At 53.3% G+C, this 13,391-nt stretch carries 12 protein-coding genes; 4 read left to right on the top strand and 8 right to left on the bottom strand.

What is annotated here, in order from left to right; all coding sequences use genetic code 11:
* Window positions 1-9: 9 nt before the first annotated feature.
* Window positions 10-912: a dihydrodipicolinate synthase family protein gene (locus tag QSK07_RS15775; RefSeq protein WP_285721922.1), complete on the bottom strand. Its 903-nt coding sequence runs from the start codon at window positions 910-912 to the stop codon at window positions 10-12.
* Window positions 913-1,294: 382 nt separating this feature from the next.
* On the opposite strand from QSK07_RS15775, the gene yddG reads away from it, so the two are divergent.
* On the top strand, window positions 1,295-2,206 hold the full coding sequence (gene yddG / locus QSK07_RS15770) for an aromatic amino acid DMT transporter YddG (protein ID WP_275219599.1): 912 nt from the start codon (window positions 1,295-1,297) through the stop codon (window positions 2,204-2,206).
* Window positions 2,207-2,484: 278 nt separating this feature from the next.
* On the top strand, window positions 2,485-3,858 hold the full coding sequence (locus tag QSK07_RS15765; RefSeq protein WP_285721920.1) for an MFS transporter: 1,374 nt from the start codon (window positions 2,485-2,487) through the stop codon (window positions 3,856-3,858).
* 27 nt (window positions 3,859-3,885) lie between these two features.
* Here the strand turns inward: QSK07_RS15765 and QSK07_RS15760 are convergent, their stop codons facing one another.
* The 3 genes from QSK07_RS15760 to pth form a co-directional block, all read right to left on the bottom strand.
* Window positions 3,886-4,908, bottom strand: a complete 1,023-nt coding sequence (locus tag QSK07_RS15760; protein ID WP_098050810.1) for a GlxA family transcriptional regulator — start codon at window positions 4,906-4,908, stop codon at window positions 3,886-3,888.
* A gap of 754 nt (window positions 4,909-5,662) precedes the next feature.
* On the bottom strand, window positions 5,663-6,754 hold the full coding sequence (gene ychF, locus QSK07_RS15755; protein WP_013357612.1) for a redox-regulated ATPase YchF: 1,092 nt from the start codon (window positions 6,752-6,754) through the stop codon (window positions 5,663-5,665).
* Window positions 6,755-6,862: 108 nt separating this feature from the next.
* Window positions 6,863-7,450, bottom strand: a complete 588-nt coding sequence (pth, locus tag QSK07_RS15750) for an aminoacyl-tRNA hydrolase (protein ID WP_285721916.1) — start codon at window positions 7,448-7,450, stop codon at window positions 6,863-6,865.
* A 255-nt stretch (window positions 7,451-7,705) separates the two neighbouring features.
* Between pth and ychH the strand changes: the two genes are divergently transcribed.
* The gene (gene ychH, locus QSK07_RS15745) at window positions 7,706-7,981 is read left to right on the top strand and encodes a stress-induced protein YchH (protein ID WP_013357614.1); all 276 of its coding nucleotides are present in this window, start codon (window positions 7,706-7,708) and stop codon (window positions 7,979-7,981) included.
* Here the strand turns inward: ychH and QSK07_RS15740 are convergent.
* The 4 genes from QSK07_RS15740 to lolB form a co-directional block, all read right to left on the bottom strand.
* Entirely contained in the window at window positions 7,978-9,129 is a 1,152-nt protein-coding gene (locus QSK07_RS15740) for a GGDEF domain-containing protein (protein WP_285721914.1), read from the bottom strand. The two genes, ychH and QSK07_RS15740, sit on opposite strands and share 4 nt — an antisense overlap.
* Window positions 9,130-9,340: 211 nt before the next feature.
* Entirely contained in the window at window positions 9,341-10,288 is a 948-nt protein-coding gene (gene prs, locus QSK07_RS15735; protein WP_003850825.1) for a ribose-phosphate diphosphokinase, read from the bottom strand.
* 136 nt (window positions 10,289-10,424) lie between these two features.
* The gene (gene ispE, locus QSK07_RS15730) at window positions 10,425-11,282 is read right to left on the bottom strand and encodes a 4-(cytidine 5'-diphospho)-2-C-methyl-D-erythritol kinase (protein WP_098050807.1); all 858 of its coding nucleotides are present in this window, start codon (window positions 11,280-11,282) and stop codon (window positions 10,425-10,427) included.
* Entirely contained in the window at window positions 11,279-11,902 is a 624-nt protein-coding gene (gene lolB, locus QSK07_RS15725) for a lipoprotein insertase outer membrane protein LolB (RefSeq protein ID WP_285721913.1), read from the bottom strand. Before lolB ends, ispE begins: the two co-directional genes overlap by 4 nt.
* A gap of 216 nt (window positions 11,903-12,118) precedes the next feature.
* Here lolB and hemA point away from each other — a divergent pair, with 216 nt between their 5' ends.
* Window positions 12,119-13,375, top strand: a complete 1,257-nt coding sequence (gene hemA, locus QSK07_RS15720; protein WP_098050806.1) for a glutamyl-tRNA reductase — start codon at window positions 12,119-12,121, stop codon at window positions 13,373-13,375.
* Window positions 13,376-13,391: the final 16 nt, after the last annotated feature.

The raw sequence follows: 13,391 nt of genomic DNA, 5'->3' as shown, positions 1-13,391 counted from the left end.
GCCCTCTCCTTACGATGCGGTGACCGCAGCCACGTTACGTTTCACGCTCTCGATAACTGCTTTAAGCTGCGCCTGCTCTTCCTCATCCAGCGCCTGTAGCGGGGCGCGTACTGGCCCCGACTTCAGCCCAGCCAGCTCTGAGCCGTACTTAATTGACTGAACAAACTTGCCACCGTCGAGGAAATTCATCAGTGGCATCATCGCCGCCATAATTTTGCGACCTTTAACGAAATCTTTTTCAACCACACAGGCTTCATAAAGCGCTACGTGCTCGCGCGGAATAAAGTTTGAGCCCGCGCAGACCCAGCTACGTGCGCCCCATGCAAAGAACTCAAGCGCCTGATCATCCCAGCCACAGGAGAGTGAAATTGTCGGGAACTGACACGCCAGCAGATGCAGATTGTTAAAGTCGCCGGAACTCTCTTTAATCGCCACTACGTTGGCGGAGCGACTCACTTCGCGGAAGTAAGTTTCACCCATGCTGATCCCCATACGACCCGGATAGTTGTAGAGCATGATGGGCAGCTGCGCGGCTTTATCGATGGTCAGCGCGTGATGGGCGTTTTCCAGTTCGGTCGGCAATGCATAGGGCGGAGAGGTGACCAGAATGGCGTCCGCTTTGTGGTCGCGCGCATGGGTGGCGAAGGTGACTGCATCTTCGGTACGGATGGCTCCGGTGCCGACGATCAGCGGCAGGCGTTGACCAATGACTTTGCGCGCATGTTCTACCAGCGCCAGACGCTCTTCCTGGCTCTGGGCGTAGTACTCGCCGGTTGAACCGCCAATGATAATGCCGTGCACGCGCGCTTCAATCAGCGACTCAAGTACGTCTGCGAAGGCAGCGAAATCAATGCTGCCGTCGGCGGCGTAAGGGGTAATAGCCGGGGTATAGATGCCTTCAAATGTCAACACAGTAGCCTCCAGGGTACATTCAGGTCTGCATACAACCTTAACGGGTTGCGATGTTAAACAATTTGCACAGGCCAGAGAGGCAGGTCAATCAGACGAAAAAATTGCATACAAAATAAATACAATAAAAATACAATAAAGTAGGATTTTTCTACACTAATTATATTTTTTATTCATTAAAAACAGGCAATTATGTTTTAATTGGACTTGTATAAATTTTCTAAATGAATTCAGATAACGATCACATTCCCGCATTCTGACCTGCTGAAGCATATTTACAGCCTCTGTCAGGAGGCATAGGTTTGTTGCAAGTTTTAACCTGAATTTAACAGGCTCCATTGTCAGTTTGACGAGCAAGCGTGGCTAACAAAGAAGGAAGCAGGTGATGACCCAGAAGAAAGCGACACTGATTGGCCTGATAGCCATAGTGCTCTGGAGCGCGATTGTTGGACTGATAAAAAGCGTGAGTGAGGGTTTCGGCGCGGTAGGCGGCGCCGCGTTAATCTACAGCTGCAGCTCAATATTGCTGGTGTTAACCGTCGGTTTTCCGCGCTTGCGCTCGTTTCCCCGGCGCTACCTGGTAGTCGGCAGCGTATTGTTCGTCTGTTACGAACTCTGCCTGTCGTTGTCACTCGGCTTTACCCATAACGGCCGACAGGCGATTGAGGTCGGGATGGTGAACTATCTTTGGCCGAGCATGACCATAGTACTGGCGGTCATTGTTAACAGGCAAAAAACCAGTCCGCTCATTATACCCGGCGTATTGCTTGCTATTTCCGGAATATGCCGGGTGCTCGGCGGTGATCACGCTTTTACCGTCAGCGGAATCGCCACTAATATCATGGATAATCCACTGAGCTACGGACTCGCATTCAGCGGTGCAGTCATCTGGGCAATATATTGCGTGGTGACGAAAAAAATAGCCAATGGTAGTAACGGTATTACGCTATTTTTTATTTTAACCGCGCTTACATTATGGGTGAAATTTCTGTTATCGCCGCAACCGTCCTTCGCGGTTTCACTACAGGTACTGATCAATCTGGTGCTGGCTGCAATGGCAATGGGTTTCGGCTATGCCGCGTGGAACACAGGTATTTTGCATGGCAATGTTAACCTGCTGGCAGCCGCCTCTTATTTCATTCCGATTATCTCTTCAGTACTGGCCGCCTTTATCCTCAGTTCTCATCTGACGATAGCATTCTGGCAGGGTACGGCTATGGTGAGTCTGGGTTCGCTGATCTGCTGGTGGTCAACCCGTTCGACAGACGCTAATAAAGTGACGCACGAGGCGTCGTAATATTTAAATGAGAGGGCGTCTACCCTCTCCGATTTAAATAACAATAAGAATGTTTATAACCGCTTACCCTGCGCCGGAGGAAATACATTATGACGTTACTGACCTGACAATGCTTTTTATTTTATCGGGGACAGGATAGCCCGCCGGATAATCTTTCTAACGATCTCACGCCTTATATTTATTCCGACCCCTTATGCATTTAACGGGACTGGTGCCCTGTGGCCATTGTTCTGAACAGCTCACCGTTAATCTGCTGATAAAAAATAGAGGAGCCTGTGATGTCTAATCACATTTCAGTTGAAGATGTACCGCTTAGCCGTTTCCATCGTCTTCTTACCATACGCTCCGGCGGCGGGTCATTCGTTGATGGCTACGTACTGAGTATTATTGGTATAGCGATGACAAAGGTGTCACCTGCGCTGGGGCTTAGCGCCTTCTGGGAAGGGCTTATCGCCGCCTCCGCCCTGATCGGTATCTTTTTTGGAGGCTTTATCGGCGGCGCACTCACGGACAGGCTCGGCAGACGCGTACTTTATTTTGTGGGCCCGGTACTGTTTATAGTCTGCTCACTGGCACAATACTGGGTGCAGAGCGGCGAAATGCTTTTTGCCCTGCGTTTTCTTAATGGTGTCGCGGTAGGCATCGAATATCCGGTCGCCACTGCTTTTTTGGTGGAGTTTTTGCCGAAACGCTATCGCGGTCCTTGCCTGGCAGCGCTGACCATTCTCTGGTTTGCAGGCGCGGCAGTGGCCTATCTTACCGGCGAAGTCATCCTGAATATTGGTGGACCGGATGCCTGGCGGTTGACGCTGGCAAGTACAGCGGTAATTGGCGCGCTACTGTTCCTGGTGCGTCTCGGCACGCCGGAATCGCCACGCTGGCTGATGAGTAAAGGGCGCGAACAGGAAGCAGAGGCGATAATCAGGCGCGTGTATGGCAGCGACTTCGGGCTGAACAATCTGCCTCAGCAGGCAGAGTGTCAACACCTGTCATTCGGCAGCCTGCTGCACTCCGGATACGGCAAGCGTATGGCTTTTGTTACCCTATTCTGGACCTGTTCAGTCATCCCGGTGTTTGCTGTCTACGCTTTTGCTCCACGCGTACTGGAAGCGCTGCATCTCAGTGGTAACTGGGCTGCATACGGTTCAATCGCCATTACTCTGCTGTTTGTTGTCGGCTGCATCATTGCCACCCGTCTGGTAAATTCGCTGGGACGCCGAAAACTGCTGCTGCACAGCTTCCTCTGGTCAGGCCTCGCTTTGCTGCTGCTGGGTGTACTGCGCGACGGGCCGTCAATGGTGATCCTGCTAATATTTGGTGCCTATGCGCTGTTTATCGGTGGGGCACAGGTGCTGCAGCTGGTCTATCCAAACGAAATCTTCCCGACGGAGATACGTGCAGCTGCCGTCGGTATTGGTACCTCAATGTCGCGCGTCGGCGCGGCAGTCGGCACCTGGCTGATTCCGGTATCGCTGCAGACTATCGGTATTGGCCACACTATGTATATTGCTGCGGGCATTACGTTTTTCGGCCTGCTGGTCTCATGGTTCCTGGCACCGGAAACGGCGGCGCGCAATCTCGAAGACGCCGCGTCGCTGGACACTCCGCAGCCCAGGATGAATGGTAGCCTCCCTAAGCGCAGTTCCTGGTGAAAAATCAGGGGCGGATACTGCCCCTGATTACTCTTTAATGAGTCGTTCCACGTCACGTCTGCGTTTACGGAACGAGCTTGGCGTTTCACCATACTGTTTTCGAAACCAGGCAATCAGGTGGGACGCGTCGGCAAAACCGGTGGCGGCGGCAATGGCGTTCAGGCTGTTACTGGAATCCGCCATCAGCTTACGCGCCTGCTCCAGCCGCATGCGACGCCAGTAAACCGCAGCGGAATGACCTGTACACTTGGTGAAAATCAGGTTGAGCTGGCGGAAGGTTACCCCGGCGAACAACGCTACTTCAGCCAGCGGTGTGGGCGAGTCGAGATGGTGTTTCATAAACTCAATCACTTTACTCACCAGCTCATTCTCATAGACATCAGGCTCCCTGACGTTGCGCTGTGTTTTTTTTACCGGTGCGGCCGGCTCCTCCACCAACAAATACTTAAGCACTTTCTGCGATCGCACCAGTCCGCAGTGCTCGCGAATGATATCTGCCGCCAGATCGATCGCAGTACCGCCAGGACAGGTAATGATACCGCCATCTTTAATATAGGTTTTGTCGATGACCGGAATCGCTTTGGGAAAACGCAGTCTGAACTCGTCGCGGGTGGTGAAATGGATTGCACACTGGCGACCATCCAGAAGGCCAGCATTTCCCGCCACAAACACGCCGCTGCAAAGAGTGATTATGCGCACACCCCGCGCATGCAGCTCGCACAACGCTTTTAACAGCCAGGGCGGCGACTTACGAGTCTCTTCCAGCAAGCCACCCGCTACAACAAAATAGTCCCAGCTACGGGTAAAATCGAGCCCGGCGGTTGGCGATACTGGCAAATCGCAGCTGGCGGTGACCGGCTGGTTATCACAAGTCATCCATTCCCAGCGACAGAAGATCTGCCGGCTGAAAAACGATTCATCCGCTGCGAAACGCAGCGACTCGACCATGCCGGCGACAGAGGCCAGCGTAAAGCGGTTCATTAGCAGAAAACCAACAGTGAGATCGGGTTTCGGCGATACACCCGTTTCAGATGTAGTCTGCGATTGCATAGATATGAAACTCCGATTTATTGTGCCGTTTTCTTTTCGCAAGTAGCAGCAATACTTTCTTCACTCACTTTATGAGTTCGAATTTTTAGAAAAAGTGTGTTGTATATCTGCTTATTGCTGACATTTAATACTTATGACACCTGATTTTACTACGCGAATGAAGCTGAAACCCGGTCTTGTAAGGAGGTAGCGTAAAAAAATGGCTGGCTTCACTCTGAAATCGGTCATATCACCCTTACGCCACAGCCGGAAAATCCTGCAACGTTATGACATAACATAAAAGCCAGTGGTGTGTTCCTGATCGGCTGGCGGGTCGTGATGAATTGTTACATTGGTGTTCAGCAAAATGCAGTTTTCAGGAATCTTAAAGGGTTTTATCGCTGGCTTATTTATCTGGTTTTGGAGGGGCTTCTTCCTGATAACTTTTGACCGAACGTTGCTTTTGAATATTAGACTGCGCGCGTTTTTAAGCAGATCAGAATCCTGGTCAATGCAAGTGGTCTGATGCTGGCTGCGGGTCCAGAAGGCATCTATGTAATATGAATGCCTGATTCATAATATGTTGCGGGAAAGGTCACTCCGGCGGTATCAGAGGTGCGATTCTGATTGCTTCAACTAACGAGATGGCCAGTTGCTGCGTTTTGCCATAGAAGGTGAAGCCCTAAAATCAAAAATCCACGCAAACGCGTGGATTTTGAAAGGTTCAGTGAGCGTCATGAGATGTTCTGAAACTTCATGAGACAACACATTTTATTTAGACGTTAAACAGGAAGTTCATCACATCGCCATCTTTCACGATGTACTCTTTACCTTCTGAACGCATCTTGCCGGCCTCTTTCGCGCCTTGCTCGCCTTTGTAAGCGATGAAGTCTTCAAACGCGATGGTCTGGGCGCGGATAAAGCCTTTCTCGAAGTCGGTGTGGATTTTACCGGCTGCCTGTGGGGCAGTGGCGCCAACCGGGATGGTCCAGGCACGCACTTCTTTCACGCCAGCGGTGAAGTAGGTCTGCAGGTTCAGCAGCGAGTAACCGGCGCGGATAACGCGGTTCAGGCCCGGCTCTTCCAGCCCCAGCTCTGCCATGAACTCTTCACGATCTTCATCTTCCAGTTCGGCAATGTCCGACTCAACGGCGGCGCATACCGGCACGACGACTGAACCTTCTGCTTCGGCAATCGCACGCACCTGATCCAGGTACGGGTTGTTCTCGAAACCATCTTCATTGACGTTGGCAATGTACATCGTAGGTTTAAGAGTCAGGAAGCTCAGATAGCGGATGGCCGCTTTGTCGTCGGCATCCAGATCCAGTGAGCGCAGCATGCCCGCTTCGGAAAGATGCGGCAGGCACTTCTCCAGCGCAGCCAGCTCGGCTTTGGCGTCTTTATCGCCGCCTTTGGCTTTCTTCTGCACGCGCTGAATGGCACGCTCACAGGTTTCCAGATCGGACAGCGCCAGTTCGGTGTTGATGACGTCAATATCTTCAGCCGGGTTCACTTTGCCCGCAACGTGAATGATGTTGTCGTTTTCAAAGCAGCGCACCACGTGGCCGATCGCTTCAGTTTCGCGGATGTTGGTCAGGAACTGGTTACCCAGACCTTCACCTTTGGACGCGCCTTTTACCAGGCCCGCGATATCGACGAATTCCATGGTAGTCGGCACCACGCGCTGTGGCTTAACAATCTCAGAAAGCTGGTCCAGACGCAGGTCAGGCATGGGTACCACGCCGGTATTTGGCTCAATGGTACAGAACGGGAAGTTAGCCGCTTCGATGCCCGCTTTAGTCAGCGCGTTAAACAGAGTGGATTTACCGACGTTCGGCAGGCCCACGATACCGCATTTGAATCCCATGGTTTGATACCCTTTATAACTGGATGGACAGCGCGCCAGAGGGCGTACTGTCGGAGACGAATGGAAAAATTTCGCGCATTATACACGGAATCACGACGATTCGGGCGTTTAAGCAGGCCTGAAGGCGTGCAGCCGGTTCATTGCCTTGATGCGATCCTCTTTCAGCCACAGTTCGGTGCAGCGCGCCGCTTCATCAATGGCATCATCAATCAGCTTCTGCTCGCTGGCGGGCGGCTTACCCAGCACAAATCCGGTCACCTTGTTGCGATCGCCGGGATGCCCGATACCAATGCGCAGCCGATGGAAATTATTGTTGTTGCCCAGCTTGCTGATGATGTCTTTCAGCCCGTTATGGCCGCCATGGCCGCCGCCCTGCTTGAATTTCGCCACACCGGGTGGCAAATCGAGTTCATCATGCGCCACCATAATCTCTTCTGGCGTGATGCGATAAAAGGTCGCCATCGCCGACACCGCTTTACCACTCAGGTTCATAAAGGTGGTCGGCACCAGCAGGCGCACATCTTCGCCGGCTATCGCCAGACGGGCGGTGTAGCCATAGAATTTGCTTTCCTCTTTCAGTGACTGATTGTGGCGCTCAGCCAGTAGATCCAGATACCAGGCACCCGCATTGTGGCGTGTGGCGGCATATTCAGCGCCCGGATTGGCCAGTCCCACAATCAGTTTAATGCTGCTCACAATGATTATCCTGCTGTTATCGTGAAAGGGCGTTAGTTTACTTCGCTACAGTCAGGATGACAAAGCACAAGCATTGAAATGGTTCAGAACGGTGATTAATCATTTTCCATCTGAATCAACAGGCTGCATTCAGGACCAGGTTATTCTTTGTGACTGATGTGTGATCCACTCCGCAACGTGGACTGCAGCCATTGCCTAAACTTATGGCACTTAACATTGTGTGCGGTTATTAACTCATATGGATGGAGGTGCAGCATGAAACATCAACACTGCCGCGTAGCGGGTAACAGCCTGATGGTACTGGGATTAGTCACGATGGTGCTGGGTGTTGGGTTTTCAATAATGAACCAGCTGCCGTCACTCGATTTGCCGCAGTTTCTGGCGCAGGGTGCGATTCTGAGCATCTTTATTGGCGCACTGATGTGGCTGGTGGGCGCGCGTATCAGTGGCCGTGAAAAAATTGAAGATCGTTACTACTGGCTGCGTCACTATGACAAACGCTGCCGCCGGTCACACAATTCTCACCATTAACTGATGGCTGCCGGGGCCGGATGCTGCGCTGTGCAGTTGCGGCCGCTGGCTTTGGCGTGATAGAGCGCCGCATCTGCCAGCGCCAGTAAACTCGCAAAATCCTGCTGGCCCTGCGTGACCGTGGCAAAGCCAATGCTGACCGACCAGGCAATTTCATTAGGTTGCGACGCACAGACTGCCAGCCGGATCGCCTCACACCACGCCTCTGCATCCCGTGCTCCCGCCGGAATGATGGCCGCAAACTCTTCTCCGCCCAGTCGTGCAAAACGTCCCTCAGCTGGTATCAATCCTCTGACAATTTCGCAAAACTGAATCAAAATCTGGTCGCCCTGATGATGGCCATATCGATCATTGATGCTTTTAAAATGATCCAGGTCGAACAGTATCGCGCTGAACGGCCGGTTCTGACGGCGGCAGTACGCCACCATTTTCTCTGCTTCAGCAAAGAGGGCGCGGCGATTCCAGACGCTGGTCAGCGGATCGTGCAGGGAAGAGTATTTTAACGCTATCTGCATCCGCTCATTCACCATGGCCAGAATGGTAAACGTCAGGCCGATGACAAACAAAATGGATTCCAGAATCACGTAGACCGAGAAGTCCGATCCGCCAATCGCCCCAGGTTGCGTGCTGGCAATGGCGCTATCCAGAAACAGGCGCACCAGATGAAACAGCAGGTGGATCCACAGCAGCAACTGGGCAGGCCAGAAAGTGGCTTTTAGCGTGTCGCGCGCCCGCCAGACCAGCTGGATCAGTGCGGCGGTATAGGCAACGCAGGCGATGCACAATACCAGTACCCGTTTGGGTAAGCTGTAATAAAACGCCGGAAAGCAGCAGAGGAGTGTCCAGAGCAGGGCACCCAGTAGCCAGTGCGTACCGATGGGTTTACCGCAGAAGCGCCGGAACGCATTTAATAATCCGCCATAAGCCAGCATCACTAACACATTGCCCACTGCAACCGGCAGGAAATGCAGGCCACTGCTGCGCAGGCTGCTTAAAAATACGGCAACCAGGGTGAAAACCAGTGACAGACAGGTGAAGCCAAGAACGCGGTCATAGTGCGACCCGACCCAGGCAAAAACCATAATGATGCTCAGAAACCCCAGCACATAGAGCTCGCAGACAAATAATGTGTAGATATCGAGGCTCATGGTGGCTGAATTCTGATGAGAAATGCGCTGCAAATTACCACTTAATACTAAACAGCAGAAGCAGGGGAACATCGCATTTTAGTAAAAGAGTGGGTGGCGTCGAAAATAGGGGATTAAAAGGAAATTTATCGGGGAAAAGTCAGAAAAAAAAGCGCGTTAATCCAGACGACAGAGATAAAAAAACCGGGCACAGTGCCCGGTTCCGTGAAGATTAATGCTCGAACATCGCCGAGATAGATTCTTCGTTACTGATGCGGCGAATCGCTTCGGCCAGCATGCCAGATAAGGTTAGTGTGCGCACATTCGGCAGTGATTTGATCTCGTCTGAGAGTGGGATGGTATCGCAGACGATGACCTGGTCGAGTACAGATTTACGCAGATTTTCAACCGCATTGCCGGAGAAGATCGGGTGGGTCGCGTAAGCAAACACGCGTTTAGCACCGCGCTCTTTCAGCGCTTCAGCCGCTTTGCACAGCGTGCCGCCGGTGTCGATCATATCGTCGACCAGCACGCAGTCGCGGCCAGCAACGTCACCGATGATGTGCATCACCTGAGAAACGTTCGCGCGAGGGCGGCGTTTATCGATGATAGCCATATCGGTGTCGTTCAGCAGTTTAGCGATAGCACGGGCACGTACTACGCCACCAATATCGGGAGAAACAACAATCGGGTTTTCCAGACCGATCTGCATCATATCTTCCAGCAGGATCGGGCTGCCAAATACGTTATCAACCGGGACGTCGAAGAAGCCCTGGATCTGCTCGGCGTGCAGGTCAACCGTAAGAACACGGTCAACACCGACGCTGGAAAGGAAGTCTGCCACTACTTTAGCGGTAATAGGCACACGCGCGGAACGCACGCGGCGGTCCTGACGGGCATAACCAAAGTAGGGGATGACTGCGGTAATACGACCAGCAGAAGCACGACGCAGCGCGTCGACCATCACAACCAGTTCCATCAGATTATCGTTGGTGGGAGCACAGGTGGACTGGATGATGAAAATATCACCACCGCGTACATTTTCATTAATCTGTACGCTCACTTCACCATCACTGAAACGGCCTACAGCGGCGTCTCCCAGGCTGGTGTAAAGACGATTGGCAATACGTTGTGCTAGTTCCGGGGTGGCGTTACCAGCAAATAGCTTCATATCAGGCACGAGAAGAACCTCAGGCTTTGCGTCCAGAGAATGAACGGCATGACTGTAACCGGCGCCTACGGTCATAGACGTTCACACGGGTGTGTTAATGCGAAACGTGCAGTGTCTGGAACAGGGTGACACTGTCACGCATTCGCTAATCGCCTCGCAGGGTACGCTGTAGCGGCGAGACATTAACGCCCCGGGCTATAAATCCGCGTACCCCATTCGGGGCAAGCTCCAGCACCTGGCGGGCAGCGGACTCGGTGTCAAATTCAGCAAACACACAAGCGCCTGTGCCAGTCAGGCGTGACGGCGCGTATTCTAGCAGCCAGGAAACAAGCGCATCAACCTCACGAAAACGTTTTCTTACCACTGCTTCACAATCATTGGTGAAGGGTAAGGCTAAAAGCGTCGATAAACTGCGCGATGGCGTATCCCGCGTCAGCCCGGGGTCGTTAAATACCACGGGCGTACTGATGTTCACACCAGGATGAGCGACAAGATACCACTTTTCTTCCGGCGCTGCGGGATGAAGTTGTTCACCCACGCCCTCTGCAAAGGCCGCAAAGCCATGCACAAAAACCGGTACATCCGCGCCCAGCTTCACACCGATTGCCGCCAGCTCATCCGGTGCGAAGCCGGTTTGCCACAGATGATTCAGCGCCACCAGCACGGTCGCCGCATCAGAAGAGCCGCCACCAATGCCGCCGCCCATGGGCAGCCTTTTCTCGATAGCAATCTGTGCACCTGCACGTGCGGGCAGGCGATGGTTATTCTGTGCCGCCTGTTTCAGCATGTTCGCAGCACGCACAATCAGGTTGTCCGCATCCGCCACGCCCGGCACCGGCGTTAACAGCTGAATAGAATCGCTGTGATCAACGCTAATTTGCAGTTCATCACCGTAGTCGAGAAACTGAAACAGCGTCTGCAGGTTATGATAGCCGTCGGGACGACGGCCAGTGATGTAGAGAAAAAGATTCAGTTTTGCCGGGGCAGGCCAGTGGGTGATCATTGAACGGTCCAGCCGTCCATACGTAGTTTAATTCGCTGGTCACCCTCTTTCAGCTCCAGGCTGGACGGCAGCGGCGGGGTAACCTTGCTGTCGTAGTCCGCAATCGAAACCTGCCAGTTCTGACCGTCACGGCTGTAGTTAAGGCTGCTTAGCTGATAGCTATCGTTAAGCCTATAATCCGTGGCATCGCCCGGCAGACCCATCATCCACTGACGCAGATTTGCCAGTGGAATATTCATGCCGGTCAGCTGCGAGATCATTTTCTGCGCATCGTTGCTGACGTAGCGCTTGCCTTTGTTATCGACGATCTGCACTACCGAGCCCTGCGCATCGAGCTGCAGTTCGGTGCTGCCGAGCGGATTGGTCAGCAGCAGGCGATAGCGATCGGGCGCGGTCTGCTGCCAGTTGAAGCGGGCGTAGACTTTCTGCTTGTCAGAGAGGTAGGCAAAGGCGCCGCGGGTCTGGTAGTGCGTGACCTTTGAGACCGCCTGCTGATGCTGCTGCCACTGTGGCGCGGTAACGCTGGGGCCGGGACCCTGCGGTTTGTTGACGCTACAGGCCGCCAGCAGCACGCTGGCAAGGGGCAAAAGGCGCAACAGATTGCGTGGTGAATTAAGCATCAAGTGGTCATCTCCTCGGACACATTTATTATTTGTAACGGATAACGCTAACCGCCCCGGTTTTAACCGTCAATGCTGTTATGCAGCAAATTGAGCACGAACAGGTTAATCTTATTACAGTCATAGCCTTTGTATGGCTTTTCTTGATCTGCCGCATCTTGTAGAATGCGCCTCACAAAACCCTGACATTATTGGGACATCCCAACCAAAACCGCCATGACGCTGCTCGCTCTCGGAATCAACCACAAGACTGCCCCCATTGCTCTGCGCGAACGTGTTTCGTTCGGGCCGGAGACGCTTGAGCAGGCGCTGAACAGCCTGTTATCACAGCCAATGGTGCAGAGCGGCGTGGTGTTGTCCACCTGTAACCGGACGGAACTCTACCTGAGTGTAGAGCAGCAGGCCGATTTACAGGCGCGTCTGGTGAGCTGGTTATGCAATTATCATCAGCTGGATGAAGAGGATGTGCGCAATAGCCTCTACTGGCATCAGGATAACGAGGCGGTCAGCCACCTGATGCGCGTCGCCAGCGGACTCGATTCACTGGTGCTGGGCGAACCTCAGATCCTCGGTCAGGTAAAAAAAGCCTTTGCCGACTCCTCACGCGGTCATGCGCTGAGCAGTGAACTGGAACGCATGTTCCAGAAAACCTTCTCTGTCGCCAAACGCGTGCGCACGGAAACTGATATCGGTGCCAATGCGGTGTCAGTGGCGTTTGCCGCCTGTACGCTGGCCCGTCAAATCTTCGAATCCCTCTCCTCCGTTAATGTATTGCTGGTTGGCGCGGGTGAAACCATTGAACTGGTGGCACGTCATCTGCGTGAACATCAGGTTAAAAATCTGATCATCGCGAACCGTACCCGCGAGCGTGCCGAAGCGCTGGCGTCGGAAGTCGGTGCAGAGGTGATTACGCTGGCGGAGATTGATGCCCGCCTGGCTGAAGCTGACATTATTATCTCCTCAACCTCCAGTCCGCTACCGATTATCGGCAAGGGGATGATGGAACGCGCTTTGAAAGCGCGACGTAACAAACCCATGCTGCTGGTCGATATTGCGGTGCCACGCGACGTGGAGCCGGAAGTCGGCGATTTGCCCAATGCCTATCTCTATAGCGTGGATGACCTGCAGGCGATCATCGAGCAGAACCTTGCGCAGCGCAAAGCGGCCGCGGTTCAGGCCGAAAGCATCGTGGTTCAGGAAAGCAGCGAGTTTATGGCGTGGCTGCGCTCACAGGGCGCGGTGAATACCATCCGTGAATATCGTTCTCAGGCGGAGGATATCCGTGCTGAGCTGGAAGGCCGTGCGCTGCAGGCGCTGCAGCAGGGTACCGATCCGCAGAAAGTCATGCAGGAACTGGCGCACAAGCTGACTAACCGTTTAATACACGCTCCAACCAAATCACTTCAGCAGGCCGCCCGCGACGGCGATAATGAACGCCTGCAGATTTTACGCGACAGCCTGGGTCTCGATTAGGCACAACGCTGTCGCC

The sequence above is a fragment of the Pantoea sp. QMID4 genome (assembly GCF_030270445.1).
Taxonomy (GTDB): domain Bacteria; phylum Pseudomonadota; class Gammaproteobacteria; order Enterobacterales; family Enterobacteriaceae; genus Pantoea; species Pantoea vagans.
This window is presented reverse-complemented; position numbering and strand designations above follow the sequence as displayed.